Below are 26,600 nucleotides of genomic sequence, written 5' to 3'. Positions count from 1 at the left end.
TGATTAAGTCAAGACAGGCGCCACTCTGGGCTTATAATCCTTCGCCACCTCAGCAATTAATCGAATATGATCCGGAGTTGTTCCGCAACAGCCTCCAATAATATTGATTAAGTTATCGTCTAAATATTCTTTGATTAAGGCTTGTGTCTGTTCCGGAGTTTCATCGTATTGTCCGAAAGCATTTGGCAATCCTGCATTTGGATGTGCCGAAACATTAAACTGTGTATGCTGCGATAATGTTTTCAGGTATGGTTTTAGCAAATCGGCCCCTAAAGCACAATTAAATCCTACACTCAATAACGGAATATGTGATACTGAAATCAGAAATGCTTCAACCGTCTGTCCTGAAAGTGTTCTTCCTGAAGCGTCTGTAATGGTTCCTGAAACCATGATTGGAATATCCAGATTGCGTTCTTCTTTGACCTCTTCGATAGCAAAAAGTGCTGCTTTTGCATTTAAGGTGTCGAAAATCGTTTCTACTAATAATAGATCACATCCACCATCCATTAAGGCTTCTGCCTGTTGTTTGTAGGCAATTCGCAAATCATCAAACGTTACAGCTCTGTACCCTGGGTCGTTTACGTCCGGTGACATACTTGCCGTACGGTTTGTTGGTCCGATAGAACCTGCTACGAAACGTGGTTTGCCCGGATTTTTAGCGGTGAATTCATCCGCTACTTCACGGGCAATTTTCGCCGATTCATAGTTCAGTTCATAAACCAAATCTTCCAGGAAATAGTCGGCCATACCGATCGTAGTTCCTGAAAAAGTATTGGTTTCTACGATGTCTGCACCAGCTTCAAAATAAGCAGCGTGAACATCGCGGATTGCTTGTGGTTGTGTTATGGATAGTAAATCGTTGTTTCCTTTTAACGGATGCGGAAAATCTTTGAAACGCTCTCCTCTAAAGTCTTCTTCCGAGAAATTATAGCGCTGCAACATCGTTCCCATTGCTCCGTCAAGGATTAGGATATTTTTTTTATTGCTTCCTGAATTGTTATTGACATATCTTTATTCTTTTAGCCACTAAGACACTGAGGTTCTGAGCTGCTAAGTTTTTTATTAATTCTATTTTCACTTTAAATCCAACAGTTTAAAAAAAGCTGTCAGATCTAAAAAGTTTGTAACAAAAAGCGGGAAAGATTAAGCACAAAAAAATGCGTTAATGATTCGCTCATGATACTGAATTCAGTAAAATAATATTGTAAGGTTGTCAGGAAAAGTTTGAGAAATACGTGTAATGTATTTGTGTTATCTATCTTGAATACAAAGATGTTGTATTAAGTAGAATGTAGCACCTTCTTTATGATAAAGGGTTGCTAAGGTTTCATTGGGTCTTTCCCTCCGCCTTTCGTGATAACTTTCAATAATTTTAAGAACAGTGCAAAGTAAAGACATAGTCTCAACAATTGCAAGTGTTTTTTAAAGTTTCTGAGATGCTAAGGTTCTGAGGTTCTAAGTTTCTTTTTTTAAGAGGCTAAGAAGCTGAGATGCTAAGTTTGAAATTACTTTGTGCTTTTCTACTATTTTACCAAATGTCTTTAAGCTCCAACAGAGCAACATTGTCATTCTGGTTTTTAATTATATGCCGCCCCGTTGGGGCTTTTTTACAAACACCATCAATTCTATAAATTATGGTATCCCTACGGGATTTAACAAAAAGTTTAAAATAGTTTAGCTCCAGAGGAGCATAATATTTATAACAAAACTATCTCCATACACATAAAAGCTCCAACGGAGCGGCATTGTATTTCCCTTGCCGACATTATATACCGCCCCGCTGGGGCTTTTTATTCAAACACCGTTAATTCTATAAATATGGAATCCCGCTGGGATTAAAAAAAACTCAGGCTAAAAGTTTTAACTTTCTATATAAAAATCTTAGCGCCTTAGAACCTCAGTACCTCAGCACCTCAAAATATACGGCATCTCTACGGGATTTAACAAAAAAAGCCCAAACTAAAAGTTTGAGCTTTCTCTATATAAAAATCTTAGAACCTTAGCACCTCAGTACCTCAGCCCCTTAGAATTAAACTATCGCCTTAACAACTGCTTTTGGAGCTTCTTTACGAGTTCCGTCGAAACCATCTACACCTGAAACAGTAGTATATTTCAAAACGTATTTTTTACCCGGATTGATGATTTGATAAGCTGCCTGACACATTAAAGTAGCTTCGTGGAATCCACAAAGAATCAGTTTTAATTTTCCTGGGTAAGTGTTTACGTCTCCAATAGCGAAGATTCCCGGAATATTAGTTTGGTAATCTAACGCATTATTTACTTTAATGGCATTTTTCTCGATTTCTAATCCCCAGTCTCCGATTGGTCCTAATTTAGGTGTTAATCCGAAAAGCGGAATAAAATAGTCTGTTTCGATTTTACGGTGTGCTCCGTTTTCTTCGATATCTAATGATTCAACGTGCTCAGCACCATTGATTCCGATTACTTCTGCCGGTGTGATTAATTTAATTTTTCCGGCTGTCTTCAATTCCTGTACTTTTTCTACAGAATCTAAAGCTCCTCTAAATTCATTTCTACGGTGAATTAAAGTAACTTCTGAAGCTACATTCGCTAAAAAGATACTCCAGTCTAGGGCTGAATCTCCTCCTCCGGCGATTACAACCTTTTTGTTTCTGAATTTCTCCGGATTTTTAATGAAGTATTTAACTCCTTTATCCTCATAAAACTCGATATCTTCAATAAGTGGTTTACGTGGCTCAAAACTTCCCAAACCTCCTGCAATAGCGATAACCGGTGCGTGAAATTTAGTTCCCTTATTTGAAGTTACAATAAAACTTCCGTCTTCTTGTTTCTCAATCGTTTCTGCACGCTCTCCTAACGTAAAACCAGGCTCAAATTGTTTGATTTGCTCCATCAGTCCGTCGATTAAATCTCCTGCCAATACTTCAGGGAATCCAGGAATATCATAAATAGGTTTTTTGGGATACAATTCCGAAAGTTGCCCTCCCGCTTGTGGTAAAGCATCTAAAATATGACATTTTAATTTTAATAATCCTGCCTCGAAAACGGCAAATAATCCTGTTGGGCCTGCTCCAATTATAAGTATATCTGTTTTAATCATTATGTTGTTGTTTATAATCATTCTTAATAATGCAAAGGAACGAATAATTTATTCTAATTTCAATGATTTTTGTCATTGATTTCCTTGCGGAATTTTTTACTCTTTATTTTTTATTGAAACGGTTATTTCGTTCGTCCATCGGGTTAAAACCCGACGCTACAATATGAACCGTTCTTTCGAAACTATTACTATTCCTTATTTTTCAATGAAGCTGTGATCTCGTTCATTCTTTTCACTTTCTCTTCAAAATTACCTTTCAATGTCTTTCGATATTCATTGAGGTTTTCTACCATTTTATTTATATCCTCCGGAATTACCTCTTCAAAAAACTCACGAAGTCTTTTAGCTGTTGTTGGCGATTTTCCGTTGGTCGAAATGGCAATTTTCACATTGCCTTTGGTTACAATTCCACCTAAATAATAATCACATAAATCCGGTGTGTCTGCAATATTGCAAATCAAGTAACGCTTTCGGGATAATTCGTATACCTTTTTATTGACTTTTAAATCATCGGTACAGGCAATTACCATGTGGCGTTTTTTGAGCATTTTCTTTTTGAACTTCGATTTTGTCAATGTAATCGAAGGATGTTTCTCGGCCAAAACCTTTATTTCTAAATGAAAATTTGGCGCTACCACCTCAACATTTGCATTAGGGCTCGACTTTAATAAAAAAGAGAGCTTTTCTAATCCTACATTTCCTCCGCCAACAATAAGAACATTTAGATTGTGAAGCTTCAGGAATACTGGATATAATTCGTTTTGTTCCATTTTAATTCAATTTCATCCAATCAAAATTAGATGATTTTTTGCTTTCATCAGGTTAAAAACCCAATTTTATACCAAGGCATTTTACGGACTGAAAATCAAGATTATGTAAAGAATCATTTTTACTGCACTTTATCTCACCATTTCTTTGGAAAGAAATTCTTCGTAAAATCCTTTTAGTTTATTGCTTTCGCGAACAACTTCTCCAAGAACAATAATTGCCGGCGAACTCAGTTTCTTTTCTTTTACAATTTCCAGAATTGAATTTACGGTTCCTACACCTACTTTTTCATCGGGCATTGTTCCATTTTGAATGATCGCAACGGGCAAATTTCCTTTGTTTTCTTTTTGAAACAAATCAATAATCTGAGGCAATTTGTGCATCCCCATCAAAATTACAACTGTTGCGGATGACTGTGCAGCCAAAGCAACGTCTGAAGATAATTTCCTATCAGAAGTTGTACCTGTAATGGCCCAAAAACTTTCGGAGACACCTCTTTTGGTGATTGATATGCCTTGGCTTGCCGGAACTGCCACTACCGAAGATATTCCGGGAACCACGAACGTCTCGATTCCAAAACTTTCGATGAATTCAATTTCTTCACTTCCACGTCCAAAAATAAACGGATCACCACCTTTTAAACGGACTACATTTCCGTAGGTCAAAGCATTATCCACAATCAATTGATTGATCTGATCCTGCGTATAAGCATGATTGCCTATTTTTTTTCCAACAAAAATCCGAATCGCATTTTTAGGAGCGTGTGCTAATATCTCTTCATTGGCCAATGCATCGTACAAAACCACATTCGCTCCAGCAAGTGCTTTTACAGCTTTCAGCGTAAGCAAATCCGGATCACCGGGACCCGCACCAACTAAAGTTACTTTTGGTTTGATATTAAGCATTTTCTAATTGTTGAGCTCTATATTTTTCTATCGTATCAAAAAATGCAATTCCTTCCTGAATGTATTGTTTCGCAAATGCTTCTGAAGGTTGTATTGCATTGATTTGATACACTAATTCTCTAAATGATGTTGCCAGTTCAATTTTACCGGTTGCAATAAAAACAGTGTCAAACAAATCAACGATTCCTGCATGATTGTTTGTTTTTTCGTTCTCAGAAAGCAATAAAGCTTTTGCACCATTTACAAATCCGGCGTAAGCATGGTAAATAGCATCCGACCATTTATTTTCGTCGAAAGATTCCTGTGCGTATGTTAATTTGTCTTTGGCTTCTAACAATAACGTCGCCACCAAATCAATTACCACTCCGGCACATTCTCCTACTCCAACTGCTTTTACATAATTATCTGCATTACCCCAATCTACGAAATCAGCTTCTGTTAGATTGGTTACATCAGCGTAAGGCTTTAAGATTTCATAGAAATACTTCTCGCCTTTTGTATCATAATAATCCAAAAACTTTTGTCCGCTTCCATTAGCATCAAAATCATTTAAGATCGTACGCAACGCATCCGGACCTCTACGACTAGGTACTTTAATTACTTTATCGGCAAAACGACCTGCTCCGTTTCCTAATCTTCCTCCGCCTAACAGAACCTGTAAAGCCGGAGCTACCAATTTTCCGGAATTGATTGACATTCCCTGAAAACCAATTGCCGACATATTATGTTGTCCACAAGCATTCATACAACCACTAATTTTGATTTCAATTTCGCGGTTGTTCAAATATTGAGGATATTCGGCACTTAATACTTTTTCTAATTCTTCTGCAATTCCGGTACTACTTGCAATCCCCAAATTGCAAGTATCTGTACCCGGACAAGCTGTAATATCTGCCGTTGAATTATATCCTAAATGAACAAAGTTCAGTTTAGCCAATTCCTGATAGAAGAAAGGTAAATTCGCTTCTTTCACATGACGTATTACAATATTCTGACGCAATGAAAAACGAAGTTCATTTGCGGCGTAATTTTTAATTAAATCGGCTAATAATCGGGCTTTATCGGTGTAAAAATCTCCCAATAAAACTTTGATTCCAATAGCGTAATAACCTTCCTGCTTTTGAGCAATTACATTTGATTTTTTCCAGGCTTCGTATGCTGCCTGATCTTCAATGGTAACTTGTGGCACTTCTAATAACGGTTCCGGAATTGGTCCGTCAAAAGCTGTGGTATCAATTTCGTACGTTTCAAAAGCGATTGCTTTTTTCTCTTTTTCAACCAAATCAAGGAAAACATCTCTTCCCATTTCTTTGATCAGGAATTTCATACGAGCTTTCATTCTCTTAGCACGTTCACCGTATCGATCAAAAATACGAACGATTCCTTCTGCTGTTGGAATGATCTGATTTGCCGGAACGAATTCGGAAAGTAATTCGGCATGAGCAGGTTGAGAACCTAAACCTCCACCAAACATAATTTTGAAACCACGCTCACCATTTACAATTTTTGGAATAAATCCTAAGTCATGTAAATAACTCAAAGCAGTATCTTCATCAGAGGACGAGAACGAAATTTTGAATTTACGTCCCATTTCCTGACAGATAGGATTTCTTAAAAGATATTGAAAAAGGGCGTGTGCATAAGGCGAAACGTCAAACGGTTCGTTTACATCCACACCTGCCAATTCACTTCCTGTAATGTTTCGAACAGTGTTACCACAAGCTTCACGCAAAGTAACATCGTCTTTGGCCAGATTTGCCCAAAGTTCCGGAGTTCTGTCCAGACTTACATAGTGAATCTGAATGTCCTGACGTGTTGTAATGTGCAAACGTCCTGTAGAATATTCATCAGAAACTTTTGTAATACGGATCAATTGTTCGCTGGTCACTTTACCATAAGGCAGTTTAATACGAATCATCTGAACACCTTCCTGGCGTTGTCCATAGATTCCGCGTGCTAAACGAAGACTACGAAAACGCTCATCATCAATTTTTCCTCCACGGAACAAATGAATCTTTTTTTCTAACTCGATAATCTCTTTCTGAACTACCGGATTTTCTATTTCTGTTCTAAAACTTTCCATTTTCTTTCTCTTGCTTTAGGCTTTTTTTTTAGCTTTAAGCTTTAGGCTATATGCCATAAGCTTTTTAAAATACCTTGTTATACATTTTTCGCTTAAAGCTTACAGCATATAGCCTAAAGCTTATAGCAGGTTTACCTAATGAATCCTACTCCTGCTGTTGTATTCGTTGCGGTATCAATTAAGATGAATGCACCGTTTGATTTATTGTCATTATAAGCGTCAAAATATAACGGCTTACTTAATTTAATGCTTACTTCTCCTATCTCGTTAATTGCTAACTGTGATGCCGGTGTTGTTCCTGAGTAATCTGTTGCAATTGTATTTTTAATACTTTCTACTTTTGCCAAAACCGAATTGGTGTTGTGCTGAACGATATATTTTGTACCCGGAACCAGTTTTTTACTGTCCATCCAGCAAACTGTTGTGTGTATTTCTTTTTCAATTTTTGGAAGTTCTGACGATTTTACAATCATATCACCTCTTGTCACATTGATATCATTTTCTAATTCGATGGTGATCGAAGAACCTGCAACGGCTTCATCAAATTGTTTGTCGAAAAAGTGAATTTTTGAAACTTTTGATTCTGTCAATGAAGGAAGTACTGTTACAGCATCTCCTACTTTTATCGAGTTTCCATATAATTTCCCTGCATAACCTCTAAAATCATGGTATTCTTCTGTCTTTGGACGAATAACCGTTTGAACCGGAAAACGTGCTTTTCCTGGCTCGTAAACATCATGAGAATGCAATCCTTCTAAGTGCTCCAACACCGTTTGTCCATCGTACCACTTCATGTTTTCTGATTTGTCTACAACATTTCCTCCATTGATGGCACTCAACGGAATGTAACTTACGTTTTGTTCTTTGAAAGTACTTTTGGCATTTAAAGCTTGGAAATCGGCTTTGATTTTATTGAAAACTTCTTCTGAATAATCAACTAAATCCATTTTATTGATCGCCACAATTACCTCTTTTACTCTCAATAAATTATTGATAAAAAAGTGACGGTACGTTTGTTCGATTACGCCTTTTCTCGCATCAATTAAGATAATGGAAACCTGAGAAGTCGAAGCTCCCGTTACCATGTTTCTGGTATATTCTACGTGACCCGGAGTATCGGCGATAATGTAACTTTTCTTTGCAGTCGAGAAATAAATATGAGCCACATCAATTGTGATTCCTTGTTCTCTCTCCGCTACTAATCCGTCAGTTGCCAGTGAAAAATCAAGATAATCGTATCCTTTTTGCTTGCTGCTTTTCTCGATTGCTTCAATTTTATCTGTCGTCAATGATTTTGTATCGTACAGTAATCTTCCGATCAAAGTACTTTTTCCGTCATCTACACTTCCTGCTGTTGCTATTTTTAAAACGTCCATTCTATGTTATTTTGTTTCAGGTTTAAAAATTTAGTTTCAGGTTTCAAGTTGATTTCCTTTGAACTAAAATTTCAAGCTGTATGTTTTTTTGTTTTCTTGATTCTACTTTTTAATTATCAATTGTCAATTATCAATTAAAAATACCCTTGTTGTTTTCTCTTTTCCATTGCGGCTTCAGAACGTTTGTCGTCAATTCTGGCTCCTCTTTCAGAAATCGTAGAGCTTCTGATTTCTCCTACCACTTCTTCGATGGTTGCTGCATAAGATTCAACAGCTGCTGTACAGCTCATATCTCCAACGGTTCTAAAACGAACAATTCTTTCTTCGATTTGTTCGTCTTCTTCCTGGTACACAAAAGGAGAATGTGACCAGATCAAACCGTCTCTCAAAAAAACTTTTCTTTTATGTGAGAAATAAATAGATGGAATTTCGATATGTTCTTTCTCGATATAACTCCATACATCTAATTCTGTCCAGTTTGAAATTGGGAAAACACGAACGTTTTGACCATTCTCTATTTTTCCGTTCAAAATGTCAAATAATTCCGGACGTTGGTTTTTTTCATCCCATTGACCAAAATCGTCACGAACTGAAAAAATACGTTCTTTCGCTCTTGCTTTCTCCTCATCACGACGTGCTCCTCCGATACAGGCATCAAACTTAAATTCTTCAATTGCATCTAAAAGTGTGGTCGTTTGTAAACTGTTTCTACTGGAATATTTACCGGTTTCTTCTACCACTTTTCCTTCGTCGATAGCATCCTGAACATTACGTACGATTAATTCTAACTCTAACTCTTCTACAAGTTTATCTCTGAAAGCAATAGTCTCCGGAAAATTATGTCCGGTATCAACATGCAAAAGAGGAAACGGGATTTTGGCAGGGAAGAATGCTTTTTGTGCCAAACGTACTAATGTTATCGAATCTTTTCCTCCGGAAAAAAGTAAAACCGGTTTATCAAACTGTGAAATTACTTCTCTGAAAATATATATTGCTTCGCTCTCTAAAGCGTTTGTTTTTAATACTGAACTCATTTTGTTTTTTTGTTTCAAGTTTAAAGTTTCAGGTTGTTGTTTATTGTGAGTTTCCTAAAACTTTCTACTATTATTCTTTACTTTCTTTACTCTCCATCGGGTTAAACTCCGACGATATATTCTAAATCTTCTTCTTCCATTCCCATCGGATTAAAACCCGACGCTACAATATGGATCGTTCCTTCGTCTTCATCGGGTTGAAACCCGACGCTACAATATGGGGCGTTCCTTCGGAACTCAAAAATCTATATTCTTTATTCTTTAATCTATTCTCTTGCCTCTAGCTTCTTTCTTCTACCTACTCTTTCTTAGCGCTATGCAATCCGCATTCTTTATGACTGGATTCCCACCACCATCTTCCGGCTCTGATGTCTTCGCCCGGAAAAATTGCTCTCGTGCAGGGTGCGCATCCGATGCTTACAAAACCTTGTTTGTGCAAAGCATTTTGAGGAACATTGTTTTCAGACAAATAAGTTTCAACCTCTTCTAATGTCCATTTCAGCAAGGGGTTGAACTTTATAATTTCAAAACCTCCGTCGTATTCAAACAATTGTAAGTCGTTTCTATTCTCCGACTGCTCTGCTCTTAAACCTGTAATCCAGACCGAATTTCCTGCCAATGCTTTTCGCAATGGAACTACTTTTCGAATAAAACAGCATTCTTTTCTGTTCTCAACCGAATCATAAAAACTATTCGGGCCTTTTGATTGAAGTAAACTCTCTACGGCTGCTGCTTCCGGGAAATAAACCTCAATTGGCTTTTTGTATTTTTTTAATGTTTTATGAAAAACGTCATACGTTTCCTGAAATAACCTTCCGGTATCTAGTGTAAAAATGGCTATATCCTGATTGCTTTTTGCTATGAAATCAGTGATAACCTGATCTTCCTGTCCAAAAGATGTCGAAAAAATTACTTTCCCCGGGTATTCATTTGCTAAGAAAGCTAAGGTTTCATCCAGTGAAAAATCTTTCGTTTTATCTAATAATGATTGTATAATAGTCGCACTCATATTCTCTCTCTTTCCTTCTAAAAAATATTACAATAATTTAGATAATGTTTTTAAACTTAATACTATAATTAAAATACCAACCGCAATCATCATTGGTTTTCTTTTGATTTTATTTAAAAGATAAGCTCCCAATGGTGCTGCAATTACACCTCCTAAAATCAAACCGATGATAACCTGCCAGCCATGGATTCCACCAAAAAGCATAAAGGTTATACCGCTTGCGAATGAAATTGCAAATTCTGCTGCGTTTACAGAACCTATAGTGTATCTCGGGTTTCTTCCTCTTCCTAATAAGGTTGAAGTCACAATAGGACCCCAGCCTCCGCCTCCAACTGAGTCCATAAAACCTCCAAAGATGGCCAGAAATCCTAATTTTTTAGTTTTCTTTTTGATGATCTTTTTAACTAAAGCTTTTCTAATAATTATAATAGCCAGAACAATCATATAAACTGCAATAAAAGGCTTTATAATATCTCCATTAATCACATCCGATAGTAAATAAGCTCCCATTATTGAACCTAAAACCCCTGGAATTAATAAATGTTTGACCAATTTTTTATTGATATTTCCAAATCGGTGGTGAGAAAGCGCCGATGCTCCCGTGGTAAACATTTCAGAAACGTGAACCGCTGTACTGCTAATAACCGGCGGAACTCCGTATGCTAATAAAAATGATGTAGAAGTTGCTCCATATCCCATTCCTAAAGTTCCGTCTACCAATTGTGCAAAAACACCAATTGCAAAAAATACTAAAAATTCCTGATTAAAACCGTCAACAAATGCATTCCATGAAAATTCCGCATGATGATTGTAGATCAAAGTCGTCAACAAACCTATCAGTAAAACTGCCGGTACCAAAACCCACAATCTTTCTTTAATTGTGACGTCAGCCTTAATTGCTGCGGTATTTATTTTAAGTTCCTTTTCCATTCCTGTGATTTGTTTTAGCTTTAAAATCTATTACCCTATCGGGTTAGTAGATTGAATGGCAAAATTACTACTTATTTCTAAATATCAAAACAATATTTGATTTTTTTACATCCTCTTTATTTTAATAGTAACGAAAAGGAATCCATAACAATTTCCATCAATCGTTAAACGGCGCAAAAAAACATATCAAACTGTGCTACAGAACTATAACAGTAAAAATTTCATCCTTTTTTAAATAGCGCTTTTAAAGTCTACCACATCTATAGGATAATTATAAAAATGTTGTTATTTTTACGGCAAATATTTATCCATGGATTTCCAAATAGGTCTTATAATTGCAGGTTTAGCAGTAGGTTTTATAGTGGGGTTAACAGGTGTTGGAGGCGGTTCTTTGATGACTCCAATTTTGTTGTGGTTTGGTATACCACCAACAACAGCAGTTGGAACAGATTTACTTTATGCTGCTTTTACTAAAGCCGGAGGGGTGTTCGTTCACAACAAAAAAGGCAATATCAATTGGAAAATCACGGGCTGGCTGACTCTCGGAAGTGTTCCTGCCGCTTTGATTACTTTATGGATTCTGAGCAGTATCAAAACCGACATTGAAACTATAAATCATGTTATCAAATACAGTTTAGGCTGGGCATTGTTATTTACTTCGGTTGCTATTATCTTTAAAAAGAAACTTTTAGAATTCTCTCAAAAACATGCCGGAGATAAATTTCACAGCGAAAGTACCACTCAAAACACACTAACTATTGCTATAGGTGTTCTATTAGGCGCTACTGTAACTCTAACTTCAATTGGTGCAGGTGCTTTAGGAACTGTCACTTTATTTTTTCTTTATCCGTTATTGCCAACCCCTCGTTTAGTCGGGACTGAAATTGCACATGCCGTTCCCTTGACATTAGTTGCCGGAATCGGACACGCTTCAATGGGAAATTTAGATCTTGTCTTATTAGGACAATTATTGATGGGCTCACTTCCAGGAATTTATATGGGAAGTATGCTGAGTGGAAAAGTTCCGGATCAATTCCTTAGAAATGCGATTGCTGTAATGCTTTTTATGGCAGGATATAAATTAATTTTCTAAACGTATTCCTATTCTTTAAAATATAATCTGAATCTAAAAAGAAAAGACCATTTCATTAAACTATTGAAATGGTCTTTTTTATATGAAATCTCAGAATGGAGAATCTGATTAAAATGCAATATCTGCTAACGAGTTACTCTCCAGAATTTTAAGTGTATTATCTCTCACTTCGGTCATTAATCGGCGTGCAGCACAGGTAGATTCATCATCACAATCATCACATCTTTCGTAAAAATTATGACTGGCACAAGGCAACAATGCAATTGGCCCTTCCAGAATACGATAGACTTTGGCCATACTGATATCTTTAGGATCCTTTATCAGATAATAACCTCCGCCCTTTCCTTTTTTAGCTCCCAGAAATCCTGAGTTCCTAAGCAGCAGCAAAATACTTTCTAAAAATTTAATCGAAATATGTTCACTTTTCGCAATTTCAGCAATTTGTACCGGCTCATTGTTTTCACGTCTGGCCAGGTAAGTTAAAGCTTTAATTCCGTATTTTGTTTTCTTTGAAAGCACTTTTTATATATTTTAATTGCTGATTGCTCATTTTAGGCTTTTAACCCAAAACAACAATCGTCTTGTTTTCCTGCCACAAAAATAAACTTTTTAAATGAGAATAGTAACAGAACTAAATTTTAAATTCTACTAAATTAGTATAGTTTAAATAAAACCCAATAAAAAAGGCCTATAACTGTTTTTTTCAGTTAAAGGCCGTCATCTTAATAAAGTTTTCAAAATATCATTGCAAACTAAGTACACATTATTTTCCGTTATATACAGTTGATGATTATGGTTCTCAATAATTTCATTCCTTATATTCAGATCAAAAAACCATTGTGGGTTTGGTCTGTTTGGATCTTCTTCTCCAAAGTATAATTTTATACCACAATTTGGAACTTCAGCTTCATATCTTAATCTTGTTGACGAAACAGCAAACAGATAGGTAGTATTTAATCCCTGCAAAGAAGCTTTCCAGGCAATTGTTCCTCCAATGCTAAATCCTAAAACAACTATTTTTTCCGTCTCTAATTGAAGTAATTTTTGGACTGCACAATCAATACCGCCGTTTAAAAATTGATTATGAATATCGCTTTCAATAAGGTCATCAGAATTAATATCAGCCAATTCCAGAACATCATAATACTGAATTTCGAATTCAGACCTTAATAATTCTGAATAAATTTTTATCCACTCCGGATCTTTACCTCCAAATAAATCCGATAAAATAAGTAATCTTGGCTTTATCATAGTGTAAAGATAAGATTTTAGATATCAGCATAAAATCTAATATCTAAAATCAGAAATCTAAAATTATTTTAAGAAAGCGCCTGTTTCAAATCAGCAATTACATCTTCTACGGTTTCTAAGCCTACAGAAACACGAACAAGACCTTGTGTAATTCCGACTGCCAATTGATCTTCTTCAGACAGCTTACTGTGTGTTGTTGAAGCAGGATGCGTCACAATCGATCTCGTATCGCCAATATTTGCAGATAACGAGCAAAGTTTTATTTTATCTAAAAATTTCCTTCCTGCTTCAATTCCGCCTTTAATTTCAAAAGCGATAATATTTCCACCCAATTTCATTTGCTTTTTGGCAATTTCATATTGTGGATGTGACTTCAAAAACGGATATTTTACACTATTCACATTTGGATGTGCCTCTAAAAACTCTGCTACTTTTAAAGCATTTTCGCAGTGTTTTTCAACGCGAACGGCCAATGTCTCTAAACTTTTTGACAAAACCCATGCATTAAACGGAGACAAAGCTGGTCCTGTATTTCTCGAGAACAAGTAAATCTGTCTGATTAAATCTTCGCTTCCGACAGTAACTCCGCCCAAAACTCTTCCCTGACCGTCAATTAATTTGGTTGCTGAATGTACTACCAAATGTGCTCCAAACTTTATAGGTTGTTGAAGGTAAGGCGTGGCAAAACAGTTATCGATAATTAAAATCAGGTTGTGTTTTTTAGCAAGATCCCCTAACAATTGTAAATCGATCACATCAACACCCGGATTTGTAGGCGACTCTGCGTATAAAATTTTTGTATTCGGTTTAATGAATCCTTCAATGGTTTCCGGCTTGCTAATATCAAAATAAGAAGTTTCGATATTCCATTTTGGAAAATACGTCATAAATAAAGCATGCGTCGAGCCAAAAACACTGCTCGCAGACACTATATGGTCTCCTGAATTTAATAATGCTGCAAAAGTAGAATATACCGCTGCCATTCCGGTTGCAAAAGCATAACCCGCCTCTGCGCCTTCCATTTTACAAATTTTGTCCACAAACTCTGTGGTATTCGGATTGCTGAAACGGCTGTAAATGTTTCTTTCTTTTTCTTCTGTAAAAGAAGCTCTCATGTCTTCGGCATCTTCAAATACAAAACTTGATGATAAGTATAATGGCACCGAATGCTCTAGATACTGACTTCTTTCTAATTGTGTCCTAATGGCTTGTGTTTCAAAACCAAATTCTTCTGTGTTCATTTTTTTTGTTTTTCTTGTTTCAAGTTTCAAGTTTTCAGCATTGTTTAAAACAAAAACTTAAAATTTAAACGGTATAACGTTATTAATTAATCTTCATTTTGAAAATTATCTAATTCTCAAATTGGCTAAAACACGAATTGCACTAATTAGCACTAATTCGCTTTTTTTATAAAATTTCACAAAGATTCACAAAGCCAAACACAGCGTTTCGCCAGAAGTTTAATGTGAATTTTTATTGTATAAAAATGGCCCAAAAATTATCTAATTATCAAATTGACTAATTATCCAATTACTTTAATTCTTCGTTGTTCAGAACCACTTTATATTTTATGGTAGCTGTAGGCTCAATTGTTTTAGAAACCGAGCAATATTTCTCAAAAGAAAGCTGGGCTGCACGTTGTGCTTTTTCAGGGTTAATGTCTCCTTCTAAATAAAAAACCACATTGATTTCCTTAAAAGGTTTTGCTTCACCTACCTGCACACGCTCTCCTTCTACCTCAGCGTTAAAGGAAGTGATTTCCTGACGTTGTTTTTTTAAGATCGAAATCATATCAATGGCACTGCATCCCGCGACCCCCATCAATACTAATTCCATTGGACTTGGACCTAAATCACTTCCGCCAAATTCGGCTCTGCTGTCAACATCCACTACATGACCACGTTCGTTTTTAAGTTTAAAATGAAACGCGTCATTTACTCTGTTCAAAGTTACTTTCATTGTGTTGTTATTTTTTTTTTACTTTTTATTCTTTGTAATCTTGTTATTTCGACTTAAGGAGACTCGAGCGATAGCGAACAGACGAAGTAAATCACATTAGATTGTTGACAAAGATTAGAATTTTTCGTTGCGGAGTTCCTGGTGTGATTTCTCCCTTCGGTCGAAATGACAAACTGGACCTATAAATCTGCAATCTCAAATCTGCAATCTCAAATCTCAAATTCCTTACCCTTTATCTGACAATCTCAAAATATCACCAAATACTCCTCTCGCTGTTACAGCAGAGCCTGCACCTGCTCCCTGGATTACGATTGGACGGTCTCCGTAAGACTCTGTATAAATCTCAAAGAAAGAATCAGATCCTTTTAATCCGCCCAAAGCGGTGTCAGAAGGTACCGAAACCAGCTTTACTTCCAAAATTCCTTTGTCGTTTTGCAAATCTCCCGACAATTCACCAATGTATCTCAATACATGATTTGGCTTTTGATCGGCTTTTATTTTTTCATAAATCGGATCGAATTCTTTCAATTTCGTTAAGAAATCACCAACGTTTCCTTCACGTAAATGTTCCGGAATTAAATTCTGAATCGAGATTTCTTCAAATTCATTCTGCAAGTCTAATTCTCTTGCCAGAATCAATAATTTTCTTCCCACATCATTTCCGCATAAATCCTCACGAGGGTCCGGTTCTGTGTATCCGTTATCAATCGCTTCCTGCAAAATCTCACTAAACGGAGCGTCTTTTGCCGAAAAATTATTGAATAAATAACTCAATGTTCCGGAGAATACTCCTTTTATTTTGGTGATATTTTCTCCTGAAAGGTGTAATAATTTAATCGTATCAATTAATGGCAATCCGGCACCAACATTGGTTTCGTACAAATAATTCTTCTGATTTTCGGCTAAAGATTTTCTCAATTCTTTATAAAAACCATAACTTAGTGTATTGGCTACTTTATTAGAAGAGATCAAATCGAAACTGCTCTCCACCAGCGGAATATAATTCTCCACAAATTTTGCACTGGCGGTATTATCAATCGCAATCAGGTTTTCTAAATGATGTTGATTCGCATAAGCAATAATATCCTGAATAGTATAGGCAAGTCCTTCCTTTTCAATATCTGTTTTCCAGTTCGAACTTACTCCGTTTTTATCTAAAAGTACTTTTTTGGAATTGGCAATTGCAAAAACATTCAGTCTCACATCTTTTCTTTTCTCGATAGCGTCAGTCGATTCTAAAATCTGATTGATTAAAGTTCCTCCCACTAATCCATGACCAATAATGGCAATATTGATTTTTTTAGAAACTCCGAAAATCTCTCCGTGAATTACGTTTAAGGCTTTATGCAGTTCTGATTTTTTAACAACCAAACTCACGTTTTTACCCGTAACGGTGTTATTGAACAAAATCGGAACAATTTTATTTTTAATTAATGCCGTGTAGGGTTTATGAAAAGTACTCAAATCCTGACCGATAATCGAAATTACCGAAACATTATCGGTTACGGTAATTTGATTTACATCTTTGGAATAAAAGTCATTTTCGAATTCTTTTTCTAATTCAACCATTGCCAATGTAGCTTTGTCGGTCGCCACCACAAGACCAATCCCACGCTCTGAAGAACCTTGCGAAATAATACTCACACTGATATTGTGATCGCCCATTACTTTAAAAATTCGGGCATCTACACCTGCTTTCCCAAGTAATCCGCGGCCTTCCAGATTCACCAGAGACACATTCTCTAAAACAGAAAGCGTTTTAATTCCTTCTTTAGCTGAATCAGAGGTAATTAAAGTCCCGCGATTTTCATGATTGAAGGTATTTAAAATACGAAGCGGGATATTTTTTTCCAGCAACGGAATGATTGTTTTCGCATGTAAAATGGTAGCACCAAAATTGGCTAATTCATTTGCCTCATTGAACGACAGGAATTCGATTTTTTTCGCATCGGCAACCAAATCAGGATTTGCTGTATAAATTCCGTCAACATGTGTAAAGTTTTGCAATTCTTCGGCATTTAAGTAATTCGCAATTAGCGATGCTGTATAATTACTGCCATTTCTGCCTAAAGTAGTGGTATCGTTATTATTGTTAGACCCAATAAAACCGGTCACGATGTTAACCGTTGAACCGTTGTGTTCTTTAAAATAATTGATCACATTTTTCTTAGAAAGCTGTTCCAAAGGCTGTGCATCACCAAATTTAGAATCGGTTTTCAACAATTCTCTTGAATCGACAAAATTTGCCGGAACTCCTTTTCCGATTAGAATAGCTGTCAGCAATTTAGCCGAAAGTAATTCTCCTTTTGATAAAATCTGATCTTTAATTTTATTGCTGTAATCACCAATCAGGCTTACTCCTTCAAAAAGTTTCTCGAGCACATTAAATTCTTCAGATAAATCGACCTGAGGATAATCTGAAATCTGATACGCTTTAAAATTCTCAAATAACGGTTTATAATTACCGTTTTTAGCAGCAATTTTTAAAATGTATTCTAACTCGTCTGTTGCATTTCCGCGGGCCGAAACCACAACAGCTATTTTTTCATTCTGCTGTACTTTATCCGTAATAATTGAAACTACTTTATTAAGTCCTTCTCCGTTTGATAACGATTTACCGCCAAATTTTAATATTTTCATTTTATTTTTCTATTGTTTCTGCCTTAAAAATATCGGCAAGTAAATGATCTAATTGTTTGTACTCGATTAAAAAAGCGTCATGTCCGTGAACCGAATCTATTTCGCTGTAAAAAACATTGTCTTTGAACTTTTTTAATTCCTGATAAGTCTCCCGATTTTCTTTGGGTATAAAAAACAAATCTGAATTGATTCCGATAATATGAATCGCAGCGTCTGTTTGAGATAACAAGGTCTCGAAATCCTCTCTGTTTCTGGTGATGTCTATGGTTTTAAGCAATTGGTTCATGAGTTTATATGAAGCCAATTGATATCTTTTCTGTAGTTTTTCACCATGATGTGCCAACCAGCTTTCGATATTAAAAACAGGACGGTTGGTATTGATGGTACGTTGAAATTTCTCTTTGAATGATTCCGGAGACCTGTAACACAACATAGCATGAATTCTGGCATCTTCTATAGGTTTTGAAGAATTGTTCAAAATTTGCTCTTGTAAGTAGCAATTGGCGATCATCCAGTCGGTCGACTTCCAATCTGTTGCAATGGGAATTAGGTTTTGAGTAATATGGGGTTCTAATGCAAGAATTTCCCAGGCGATGCCACCACCAACAGAACCTCCGATAATGGTATGCAGTTGGTGAATATTTAAAAGCTCCAGGCCTTTAATAAAAATGCGGGCAATATCTCTGGTAGTGAAATCCTGATAGTTTTCGATGATAAAGGAATCATTTCCGTTTCCGGGCACATTAAAAGCCAGTACGGTAAATTTATGGGTATCGATTGTTTTCTCTTCCCCAATAAGGTCATTCCACCAGCCGTTTATTCCGGTGACCTCTGCATTCCCTGTCAAAGCATGGTTAACGAGAACAATAGGCGCGCTATACAATGGTAAACCGGAAAGTGTAAAACTTAAGGGCAATGATGAGTAGGACACACCACTTTCGGTGATGAATTCCTGAATTATAATGGGACTTGGTATATTTTCCAATTTCAAATCTTTTTAATTTTGATTTGTATGTGGAAATATCAGAAAGAAAGTCTAGAGTGAAACCAGAAAATTTCTTGTTGTTATCTTTCCACGTTTGGGCGTGGTAGAATGCAGCACCTTCTTCGATTTAACGAAGGGTTGCTAAGGATTCATCGGGTCTAATCCCTCGTCCTTTCTTTATAACATTTCAATACGTTTTTGAACTTAAAGGTGCAAATTAACTACTAATTTCTCAAACAAACAAATTTTATCGAAACTGATTCCTCAATTTCTTAAACATAATTCAAACAAAAACTAGTGTACGCAAAAAATTACCGAACAATTTGCCCAGTAAAATTAAGCAGGTTTCCCTCTATTTTATGATGCTTTTAGATTTAAATAAAAAGCGTTTCATTTTCTTTTGAATACATCAAAAACAATAATGAATCCGGATTTTTTTTCTCCGCTTTTTTATTTGTTTCAGTCACCCCGAATCTTGAATCGGTCAATTCATTTGTTGGCGGTGCATTGTTTCTTTTAGCTCTAATGTTTTTCAATGTTGAAAAAGTCTTTGTTAGGTAGTTTATTGTGCTCATGACATTTAAGTTTATGTTAGTTTGCGTGTTATTATCTTTATTTTATGTTTATTTCTTTGTTATCGTAACCAAATGGAATAAAAAAACCCTTTTGGATTTTTAATACCAAAAGGGTTCAAGTTTTTTACAACTTATATATACTTTTAGTATCAACAGACGCATACACAAATACGTGCGACGTTAAACATCTTGTTCATCTGTAGGGACTTATTCATCTGGGACTTAATTGCTATTTTAAAAAATTCTTGCATTTTTTCTATTTTAATAAACTTCTTTAAACTTTAGAAATATTTCTATTTTACTCTTCTTTTAATCAACAGAGTACAAAACTTTTGCCTCAATCGATGTAACTTTCATTCAGAATACTAAATTATTTCTTCTTTAGCTTTGAAGTCTTACAAATTTGCGAATATTTTATCAATTATGCAAGTGAGTCCCAATAAATTAATCCCAAAAAACGTTAAAAAGCGACCTTTTTAGGTTAAAAAACATCTTACAAAATTAACATATGAACATTCAAAAGATAAATCTTACAAAAAATAACTTAAAAACTTTCCTGTTTCATTATATCAAAGAACAACTTACTAGTATTTCGAAACCACTTACAACCAGACTGCTTCTTTATTTTTGATCTTTTCGGCTACTTTTAAAATATCTGTAATTACACCCCTTGAAATGGCTTGCTTACAGGCCGAAGCACTTTGAATCACAATTGGAACAGCTGCATACGATTGTGTATAAATTTCGAAAATGGTATCTGATCCTTTCAACTGACCTATTGCTGAGGTAATGGGTTCTGAAACCAGTTTAACTTCTAATGTATTTTTTACAACATCAAATTCTCCCACGTATCGGAGTACATGATCATCTGCCTGACTAATTTTAGCAATCTTAAACGATCGATCGATTGCTTCTTTATTCAGAATGCCGTTTTGCTCCAGATGCTCTTCATTAATAAGGGAATTAATTTTTATATCTGACAGCTCAAAATCTTTTCCAATTTCTCTCGTGAGAATCAGTAATTTTCTGGCTGTATCATTTCCGGATAAATCCTCTTTAAAGGTGGAACGCATTAAACCGAGTAAACTTGCATCTTTTAATAAAGAAGAGAAGGTTGTTTCTTCGGCAGCAAAGCGATTAAAAACATAACTCAGATTATCTGAAAAAACACCACGAATTTTTGTGATTTTTTCGCCTGAATAATACAAGTCTCTCAAAGTTTGTAAAACCGGAAATCCGGTATCTACTGAGGTTTCATATAAAAACTCTTTGTCGTACTTTTTAAGGTTTGACCTGATCTCTTTGTATAAATCAATCGGTAACGTGTTGGCTTTTTTATTTACCGCTACAATATTAAACCCGTTTTCGATCAATGTATTGTAGTGATGTATTAATTCATCGCTCGCAGTGGCATCTACAGCGATTAAATTTTCAAATTCATTTTCTTTGGCAAATTCAATAATATCCTGGACCTTAAAAGGAACGGCCAATTCCAGAAAATTGGTTTCCCAAGCATATCCTACGCCTTCTTTCTCGAAAAAAGCTACAGTTGAATTGGTGATAATTGGAAAGTGAAAATCGATATTCTTACTTTTGAGAAAAAACTCCTGACTTTCAATAATTTGATTGATCAAAGTACTCCCTATATTTCCAATTCCAAAAAGGATGATATTTATTTTAAGCTTTGACATAATTTTACTTTTTAATTTTTTAAACCTTATAACTATTTTAAGTACACTGTAGCACTCTACATTAAACCTCAACACCTATAAGGTTTAAAACTTTTATACTGATTTGCTTTTTATAAAAAATCACCTCTAGCAGAACTCACGCTGCTAAAGGCAATTTTTCAAACAAAAAACAAAAAAACCTAGTTTTTATTAATGCTGTATTGTGACTCGGTCACGCTTGCAAAAACAGTTTGCAAGTCAGCAATTAAATCTTCTATATCTTCCAGTCCAACGGAAAGTCGAACCAGATCTTTTGAAACTCCCGTTTCTAATTGTTCGGCATCAGACAATTGCTGATGCGTTGTACTTGCAGGATGAATAATTAATGACTTGGTATCACCAATGTTCGCCAGAAGCGAGAAAAGTTTGGTTTCATCTACCACTTTTTTGGCTGCTTCAAAACCTCCTTTTAATCCAAAGGTAACGACACCACTTTGCCCTTTTGGCAAGTACTGCTGTGACAGGTCATAATATTTATTGGTTTTTAAGCCTGGATAATTCACCCAGGCTACTTCTTCCTGTTTTTCTAGCCAGGAAGCCAAAGCCAAAGCATTTTCGCTGTGTTTTTGAATTCGGATTGGCAGAGTTTCTAATCCCTGAATGATCTGGAAAGCATTAAACGGACTCAAAGCTGCTCCAAAATCACGTAAGCCTTCGATTCTTGCTTTAGCAATTAAAGCAGCATTTCCTAAAGCTTCGTGATACACTAAGCCATGATATCCCGGTGAAGGTTCTGTGAACTCAGGAAATTTACCATTCGCCCAGTCAAAAGTTCCGGCGTCGATAATGGCTCCTCCTAATGAGGTTCCGTTTCCTGAAATATATTTGGTAAGGGAGTGAATGACAATGTCTGCTCCGTAAGCAATCGGATTTAATAAATAAGGAGTAGCTACTGTGTTGTCTACAATAAAAGGGACTTTAAATTTTTTAGCCTCGACTGCAATCGCTTTCAGATCGAGCACATCTAATTTTGGGTTCCCTAAAGATTCAACAAAAAATGCCCGTGTGTTTTCTTTGGCAGCTTTAGTGAAATTTTCGGGTTTTGAAGGATCTACAAAGGTAGTTGTGATCCCTAAACGCGGTAAAGTTACACTCAATAAATTATACGTTCCTCCGTACAAACTATTAGAAGCCACAATATGATCTCCTGCTTTTAGCAAAGTCAATAAAGATGTGGAAATTGCAGAGGCTCCTGAGGCTGTAACTACTGCCCCAATTCCACCTTCAAGCGCCGCAAGACGTTGTTCCAAAACATCATTTGTAGGGTTATTTAATCGGGTGTAAATGAATCCGGCTTCAGCAAGACCAAATAAATTGGCTGCATGATCTGAATTGTTAAAAACATACGATGATGTCTGGTAAATTGGAACTGCTCTGGTTCCTGCATTTTTAGTAACATCGTGTCCTGCGTGTAGTGCGTTTGTGGCAAATTTTTGTGTGCTCATGATTTCTTAGTTTTAGGTATTGTTTATAGCTTTTGGTTTATTCTTTAATTATTACAGTCGTTTTTACATCTCAAATAAAAAGATCTTCTTCTTCATGCAGGTACATTTGGAAAAGCAGAGAATTTGATTCACTCGAATAAAGCTCTCCTTTTATTTTAACTGCATTCACTTTTCTATTTTTAACTGCAGCTGCAAATCGTTTATAATCGGTTTTCAATCTGTATAAAATCTCTCTTACTATAATATGTAGTGTTTTCATAATACTTGTTTTAGTTTCGGAATTAAAAAAGCCCTTTCGGATGGCGACCAAAAGGGCTTATAGTTCTAACTATAACAAAGATTTACTCTTTCACTTTTGGTAACAGCAATTTGGGATGCACATTTGCATCATCTCACAACACATAATCATACTATTTGCTATTGTTTTCATTTTTATTTTATTTAAAATTAATTGTCTTTTTTAATTCGACTAATTCTATAGAGTAAATGTAATAAGTATTTTCCTAACTACCAAATTAAATATCAATATTTAATGTAAAATTTTTATTACTCCCTGTAAATGCAGGTATTATAGTCATAAAAAAATAAAAAACAGCCACAGATTAAGGGATTAACATGATTATCAGATCAACGTAAATCCGTTTAATCCTTATAATCTGTGGCCAATATTATGGTCTTAGAACTTAAAACTCAATCTGGCAAAACCAAATCTTCCGTTTAATCCAAATTGTGATACTGCTCTGGAATAAGCAAACTGATTGGCGTTGCTTAAATCTGTACTTGGCGCAGGCGACAAGGTTGGCGTTGTATTGGTAAAGGCAGGTGTTGCAGGATTATTTCGGTCCGGATAAACATCACCTATATTATTGAAACCAACTGTGAATCTGAATTTCTCGTTAATCTGATATCCAAAAGACAAATCGGTAACCAATTTAGCGCTGTATTCAGGATGTTCGTAAACAGAAGATGATCCGTCTAAATTTACATCAGTCGCTCCCGGATCTGTCACTGCTCCGAAATAACTGTTTCTTAAATAAATGTCCAGTTTTTTGATACTAAACGTAGTCATCAAATTGGCTTTCAATTTTGGAATGGCTTCTTCTAAATAAATTCGGCTTGACTCCGGAAAGAATGAATATTTAAAAGGCTCTCCACCTGCATTGATGATCGATTGAGGAACATTTAATTCTCCTACCCTTTTGGTGGTATTGTAGCTCAATGCAAAATCATTTCTGATCGTGAAATCCGGAATAACATTGTATTTATGCGAAATTACAACATCAATACCTTTCGTTTCAGAGTTGATTCCGTTGGTCCAGAACGAAGCTCTTTCCACACCTTTTAAATCAAAGGCCTGTTGAAATAAAGTTAAGGCATCTTTTTGTTCCGGCGATGTTGCTCCATTTATCTGTGCATCTGTTGGTCTTGCATACTGCCCGGTTAATACTACTCTGTCGTCGATTCTGGTAAAATAAGCATCTGTTGCAATGGTAATGTTTGCTTCAGGAATCTTGAATGTAAATCCGGTACTGATACTTTTTGATTTCTCCGCTTTTAAGTTTTCAACCCCAATACTTTTGGCTGCTTGTGAATCATTTGTAAAGTAACCCACCTGATAAGGAGAACCGTTTATGAACTGAGTTGAACTGCTTTCAAAATATTTTTGCTGTAGTGAAGGAGCTCTAAAACCTGTTTGTCCTGAAATCCTCCAGTTGATATTGTCTGTTAATTTCAAAAGAGACGCCAATTTAAAGGTAACAGTACTTCCAAAATCAGAATAGTTCTCGTAACGCGCTGCTCCGTTTAGAAGCCAGTTTTCTGTTGCATTTAATTCTAAATCTACATAAGCCGCACCACTTTTTCTGTCCTTAACTTTAGCATCTGAAGGCTGAAATCCTGAGAATCCTTGTGCTCCGGCTCCACGCTTATTCCCGAAAAAGTCGGTTACGATTAAAGGTGAATTGCTTGGTAAAATTCCAGGAACCAAATTTCCGTTGGTATCATACAATCCGTAAGAAGCTTCTTCTCCCTGTTGAATCTGATAATTTTCATATCTGAATTCTCCACCAAAGGCAACGTTCAGGCCGTTTAAAACATCGTACTTTTTACTTAAATCCAAGTTGGTTGTACTTTGCAAAAACGAAACTTTACCAGCATAAAAACTCGAAGCCGAATTGGTTCCCAAAGTAGCATTAATAGTATTGTTCACATCATATTTAAAAGAGTTTGTCCCGAGGTTTGTACTGATATCGGTGTCAAAACCGAATAATTCTGTTGTAGCTCCAACTGCTGCAGAAGCATCTAAGATTGAAGATTCTATTTCCGGTAAAAATCCATTTTGATATACCTGTGTAAAAGTTCCTGAACCGTTTGGAAGTCTGTTAAAAGCATACGATCTACCATTTCTATAAGACAAACCTCCAAATGAATATAGAGATGTTGTTTCTGTTAACGGATACTTTGTATTGTAATATAATTGTCCCGATGCTAATTCAGACTGGCCTACACTCATATTATAGTCGCTTCTTTCCTGACCTCTGTATGCCAACTCATTGTTGGTTACATCAAAATTCAAAGCTGTCTGCATTTGTGCAATAGTACCTGCCGAAGCAATAGCATTTTGCTGTGCCGGTGTAAAATAACCCACCTGTGGCGCATACTGTTTCAGCGAATTCAAAATTTGCGCTGAATTTGAAGTATTATTAATATTACTGAAAAATGAATTAATATTCACACCGTTCTGAGCTGCTCTGTTCTCGACAGCATTGTAGGCATTAAAAATTGCGTTGCTTCTAATTCCCGCACGGCTTGTTGCCTGTCTGGTCACAGCGCTACCGGTAACATTCAGGAAGCTCCCTGCTTTACCCAAAGAAGTTCCGTAATTTAAATCAACTTGTAGATTTTGACCATCGGCTCCTCCTTTAAAATTATTCGATCCCGAAGATAAGTTGGTACCATATTGTATATCTCCTGAAAGATAATTGGCATTCTTTTTCAGTACGATATTAATAACTCCCGCAATCGCATCCGAACCGTACTGAGCCGCTGCACCGTCACGCAAAACCTCTATTCTTTCAATAGCAAATGAAGGTATAGCATTTAAATCTGTTCCTACAGATCCTCTTCCCGGTGAACCGTTAATGTTGACTAATGAACTTGTATGTCTTCGTTTTCCGTTTACCAAAATCAAAACCTGATCCGGCCCTAAACCTCTTAACTGTGCCGGATCAACGTGGTCTGTCGCATCTGCTGTAGAAGTTGCGTTACTGGTAAAAGAAGGCGCCACATAATTTAAAATTTGGGTTACGCTGGTTTGCGGTGCTCCTTTTGTTATTTCTGAAATATTAAAAACATCAACCGGAACCGGTACATCTGTTTTTACTCTGTTTTTGCTGCGCGACCCTACAATGGTCACTTCGGTCAATTCATTATTTTTTAAACTGTCCTGTTCTTTTTTATTCTCCTGCGCATAAATGCCCGAAAAGGTCAAAAGACTTAAAGCTACTACTACATTCTTTTTCATTACTTTTTTCTGGTTTTATATTGTTTTCTGACTTAAAAAGTGATTTACAATCCGGTTTCTTTTTGGAACAAAAAAAACCCCTGCGAGCGGCAGAGGTTCTATATGTATATTTCTTAAAAAAAACTACAACAGTGTCTCTGCGGAAGGCTCCGGCATCATACATGACATATTGCAAATCGTTAATTTCATTTTTTGTTTTATTTTGATGGGGC

Annotated in this window: 21 protein-coding genes and 2 riboswitches; of the genes, 1 reads left to right on the top strand and 20 read right to left on the bottom strand. The window is 36.0% G+C overall.

From position 1 onward, the window contains the following. Positions 1-3: 3 nt before the first annotated feature. From M4I44_RS07410 to M4I44_RS07370, 9 genes are all read right to left on the bottom strand, one after another. Positions 4-951 (bottom strand): homocysteine S-methyltransferase family protein, encoded by a 948-nt coding sequence (locus tag M4I44_RS07410; RefSeq protein ID WP_249966934.1) that lies wholly within the window; start codon positions 949-951, stop codon positions 4-6. 297 nt (positions 952-1,248) lie between these two features. Continuing rightward, a riboswitch (SAM riboswitch) is annotated at positions 1,249-1,363 on the bottom strand. 666 nt (positions 1,364-2,029) lie between these two features. Next, entirely contained in the window at positions 2,030-3,082 is a 1,053-nt protein-coding gene (locus tag M4I44_RS07405) for an NAD(P)/FAD-dependent oxidoreductase (RefSeq protein ID WP_017497280.1), read from the bottom strand. A gap of 188 nt (positions 3,083-3,270) precedes the next feature. Continuing rightward, entirely contained in the window at positions 3,271-3,852 is a 582-nt protein-coding gene (locus M4I44_RS07400) for a bifunctional precorrin-2 dehydrogenase/sirohydrochlorin ferrochelatase (RefSeq protein WP_070905877.1), read from the bottom strand. 129 nt (positions 3,853-3,981) lie between these two features. Beyond that, the gene (cobA, locus tag M4I44_RS07395) at positions 3,982-4,755 is read right to left on the bottom strand and encodes a uroporphyrinogen-III C-methyltransferase (protein WP_017497282.1); all 774 of its coding nucleotides are present in this window, start codon (positions 4,753-4,755) and stop codon (positions 3,982-3,984) included. Beyond that, a complete protein-coding gene (locus M4I44_RS07390) occupies positions 4,748-6,838 on the bottom strand; it encodes a HEPN domain-containing protein (RefSeq protein ID WP_249966933.1) in 2,091 nt (696 codons plus the stop codon). Before M4I44_RS07390 ends, cobA begins: the two co-directional genes overlap by 8 nt. A gap of 131 nt (positions 6,839-6,969) precedes the next feature. Next, positions 6,970-8,214, bottom strand: coding sequence for a sulfate adenylyltransferase subunit 1 (locus M4I44_RS07385; RefSeq protein ID WP_249966932.1), 1,245 nt, complete (start codon positions 8,212-8,214; stop codon positions 6,970-6,972). Positions 8,215-8,348: 134 nt separating this feature from the next. After that, on the bottom strand, positions 8,349-9,248 hold the full coding sequence (gene cysD / locus M4I44_RS07380; RefSeq protein WP_249966931.1) for a sulfate adenylyltransferase subunit CysD: 900 nt from the start codon (positions 9,246-9,248) through the stop codon (positions 8,349-8,351). A gap of 298 nt (positions 9,249-9,546) precedes the next feature. Continuing rightward, entirely contained in the window at positions 9,547-10,257 is a 711-nt protein-coding gene (locus M4I44_RS07375; protein WP_017497286.1) for a phosphoadenylyl-sulfate reductase, read from the bottom strand. Between the two features lie 27 nt (positions 10,258-10,284). Further along, positions 10,285-11,187 (bottom strand): sulfite exporter TauE/SafE family protein, encoded by a 903-nt coding sequence (locus M4I44_RS07370; RefSeq protein ID WP_249966930.1) that lies wholly within the window; start codon positions 11,185-11,187, stop codon positions 10,285-10,287. Positions 11,188-11,497: 310 nt separating this feature from the next. Here M4I44_RS07370 and M4I44_RS07365 point away from each other — a divergent pair, with 310 nt between their 5' ends. Continuing rightward, positions 11,498-12,280 (top strand): sulfite exporter TauE/SafE family protein, encoded by a 783-nt coding sequence (locus M4I44_RS07365; RefSeq protein WP_017497287.1) that lies wholly within the window; start codon positions 11,498-11,500, stop codon positions 12,278-12,280. 108 nt (positions 12,281-12,388) lie between these two features. Here M4I44_RS07365 and M4I44_RS07360 read toward each other — a convergent pair whose 3' ends face one another. The 11 genes from M4I44_RS07360 to M4I44_RS07310 all read right to left on the bottom strand — a co-directional run bounded on the left by M4I44_RS07360 (position 12,389) and on the right by M4I44_RS07310 (position 26,388). After that, positions 12,389-12,799 carry an Rrf2 family transcriptional regulator gene (locus M4I44_RS07360; protein WP_008466594.1) on the bottom strand — a complete coding sequence of 137 codons (411 nt, stop codon included), beginning with the start codon at positions 12,797-12,799 and terminating at the stop codon, positions 12,389-12,391. A 198-nt stretch (positions 12,800-12,997) separates the two neighbouring features. Continuing rightward, complete coding sequence (locus tag M4I44_RS07355; protein WP_249966929.1) at positions 12,998-13,531, bottom strand: alpha/beta hydrolase; 534 nt, start codon at positions 13,529-13,531, stop codon at positions 12,998-13,000. Between the two features lie 68 nt (positions 13,532-13,599). Next, a complete protein-coding gene (locus M4I44_RS07350) occupies positions 13,600-14,772 on the bottom strand; it encodes a PLP-dependent aspartate aminotransferase family protein (protein WP_070906559.1) in 1,173 nt (390 codons plus the stop codon). 289 nt (positions 14,773-15,061) lie between these two features. Next, a complete protein-coding gene (locus M4I44_RS07345; protein WP_017497290.1) occupies positions 15,062-15,490 on the bottom strand; it encodes an OsmC family protein in 429 nt (142 codons plus the stop codon). 225 nt (positions 15,491-15,715) lie between these two features. Next, entirely contained in the window at positions 15,716-18,130 is a 2,415-nt protein-coding gene (thrA, locus tag M4I44_RS07340) for a bifunctional aspartate kinase/homoserine dehydrogenase I (RefSeq protein ID WP_249966928.1), read from the bottom strand. Position 18,131: 1 nt separating this feature from the next. After that, positions 18,132-19,115, bottom strand: coding sequence for an alpha/beta fold hydrolase (locus tag M4I44_RS07335; RefSeq protein WP_249966927.1), 984 nt, complete (start codon positions 19,113-19,115; stop codon positions 18,132-18,134). A gap of 77 nt (positions 19,116-19,192) precedes the next feature. Next, a riboswitch (SAM riboswitch) is annotated at positions 19,193-19,301 on the bottom strand. A gap of 188 nt (positions 19,302-19,489) precedes the next feature. Beyond that, on the bottom strand, positions 19,490-19,690 hold the full coding sequence (locus M4I44_RS07330) for a hypothetical protein (protein ID WP_026110069.1): 201 nt from the start codon (positions 19,688-19,690) through the stop codon (positions 19,490-19,492). A gap of 602 nt (positions 19,691-20,292) precedes the next feature. Beyond that, complete coding sequence (locus M4I44_RS07325) at positions 20,293-21,381, bottom strand: aspartokinase (protein ID WP_017497295.1); 1,089 nt, start codon at positions 21,379-21,381, stop codon at positions 20,293-20,295. A gap of 179 nt (positions 21,382-21,560) precedes the next feature. Further along, positions 21,561-22,865 carry an O-acetylhomoserine aminocarboxypropyltransferase/cysteine synthase family protein gene (locus tag M4I44_RS07320; protein ID WP_249966926.1) on the bottom strand — a complete coding sequence of 435 codons (1,305 nt, stop codon included), beginning with the start codon at positions 22,863-22,865 and terminating at the stop codon, positions 21,561-21,563. A 70-nt stretch (positions 22,866-22,935) separates the two neighbouring features. Next, complete coding sequence (locus M4I44_RS07315) at positions 22,936-23,124, bottom strand: hypothetical protein (RefSeq protein WP_017497297.1); 189 nt, start codon at positions 23,122-23,124, stop codon at positions 22,936-22,938. A gap of 417 nt (positions 23,125-23,541) precedes the next feature. Continuing rightward, positions 23,542-26,388 carry a TonB-dependent siderophore receptor gene (locus tag M4I44_RS07310; protein WP_249966925.1) on the bottom strand — a complete coding sequence of 949 codons (2,847 nt, stop codon included), beginning with the start codon at positions 26,386-26,388 and terminating at the stop codon, positions 23,542-23,544. Positions 26,389-26,600 lie beyond the last annotated feature (212 nt).

Source organism: Flavobacterium sp. B183 (genome assembly GCF_023539155.1).
Classification (GTDB): Bacteria; Bacteroidota; Bacteroidia; order Flavobacteriales; family Flavobacteriaceae; genus Flavobacterium; species Flavobacterium tructae.
Note: the sequence above shows the minus strand (reverse complement) of the source record. Positions and strands in the feature narration are given on the sequence as shown.

Bases quoted from the DNA above. Each gene is read 5' to 3' on its own strand.
- M4I44_RS07390 (WP_249966933.1), bottom strand. From the start codon at position 6,838: ATGGAAAGTTTTAGAACAGAAATAGAAAATCCGGTAGTTCAGAAAGAG.
- cysD (WP_249966931.1), bottom strand. From the start codon at position 9,248: ATGAGTTCAGTATTAAAAACAAACGCTTTAGAGAGCGAAGCAATATAT.
- cobA (WP_017497282.1), bottom strand. From the start codon at position 4,755: ATGCTTAATATCAAACCAAAAGTAACTTTAGTTGGTGCGGGTCCCGGT.
- M4I44_RS07345 (WP_017497290.1), bottom strand. From the start codon at position 15,490: ATGAAAGTAACTTTGAACAGAGTAAATGACGCGTTTCATTTTAAACTT.
- M4I44_RS07370 (WP_249966930.1), bottom strand. From the start codon at position 11,187: ATGGAAAAGGAACTTAAAATAAATACCGCAGCAATTAAGGCTGACGTC.
- M4I44_RS07355 (WP_249966929.1), bottom strand. From the start codon at position 13,531: ATGATAAAGCCAAGATTACTTATTTTATCGGATTTATTTGGAGGTAAA.
- M4I44_RS07375 (WP_017497286.1), bottom strand. From the start codon at position 10,257: ATGAGTGCGACTATTATACAATCATTATTAGATAAAACGAAAGATTTT.
- M4I44_RS07410 (WP_249966934.1), bottom strand. From the start codon at position 951: ATGGGAACGATGTTGCAGCGCTATAATTTCTCGGAAGAAGACTTTAGA.
- M4I44_RS07350 (WP_070906559.1), bottom strand. From the start codon at position 14,772: ATGAACACAGAAGAATTTGGTTTTGAAACACAAGCCATTAGGACACAA.
- thrA (WP_249966928.1), bottom strand. From the start codon at position 18,130: ATGAAAATATTAAAATTTGGCGGTAAATCGTTATCAAACGGAGAAGGA.
- M4I44_RS07330 (WP_026110069.1), bottom strand. From the start codon at position 19,690: ATGAGCACAATAAACTACCTAACAAAGACTTTTTCAACATTGAAAAAC.
- M4I44_RS07320 (WP_249966926.1), bottom strand. From the start codon at position 22,865: ATGAGCACACAAAAATTTGCCACAAACGCACTACACGCAGGACACGAT.
- M4I44_RS07365 (WP_017497287.1), top strand. From the start codon at position 11,498: ATGGATTTCCAAATAGGTCTTATAATTGCAGGTTTAGCAGTAGGTTTT.
- M4I44_RS07315 (WP_017497297.1), bottom strand. From the start codon at position 23,124: ATGAAAACACTACATATTATAGTAAGAGAGATTTTATACAGATTGAAA.
- M4I44_RS07405 (WP_017497280.1), bottom strand. From the start codon at position 3,082: ATGATTAAAACAGATATACTTATAATTGGAGCAGGCCCAACAGGATTA.
- M4I44_RS07310 (WP_249966925.1), bottom strand. From the start codon at position 26,388: ATGAAAAAGAATGTAGTAGTAGCTTTAAGTCTTTTGACCTTTTCGGGC.
- M4I44_RS07385 (WP_249966932.1), bottom strand. From the start codon at position 8,214: ATGGACGTTTTAAAAATAGCAACAGCAGGAAGTGTAGATGACGGAAAA.
- M4I44_RS07325 (WP_017497295.1), bottom strand. From the start codon at position 21,381: ATGTCAAAGCTTAAAATAAATATCATCCTTTTTGGAATTGGAAATATA.
- M4I44_RS07400 (WP_070905877.1), bottom strand. From the start codon at position 3,852: ATGGAACAAAACGAATTATATCCAGTATTCCTGAAGCTTCACAATCTA.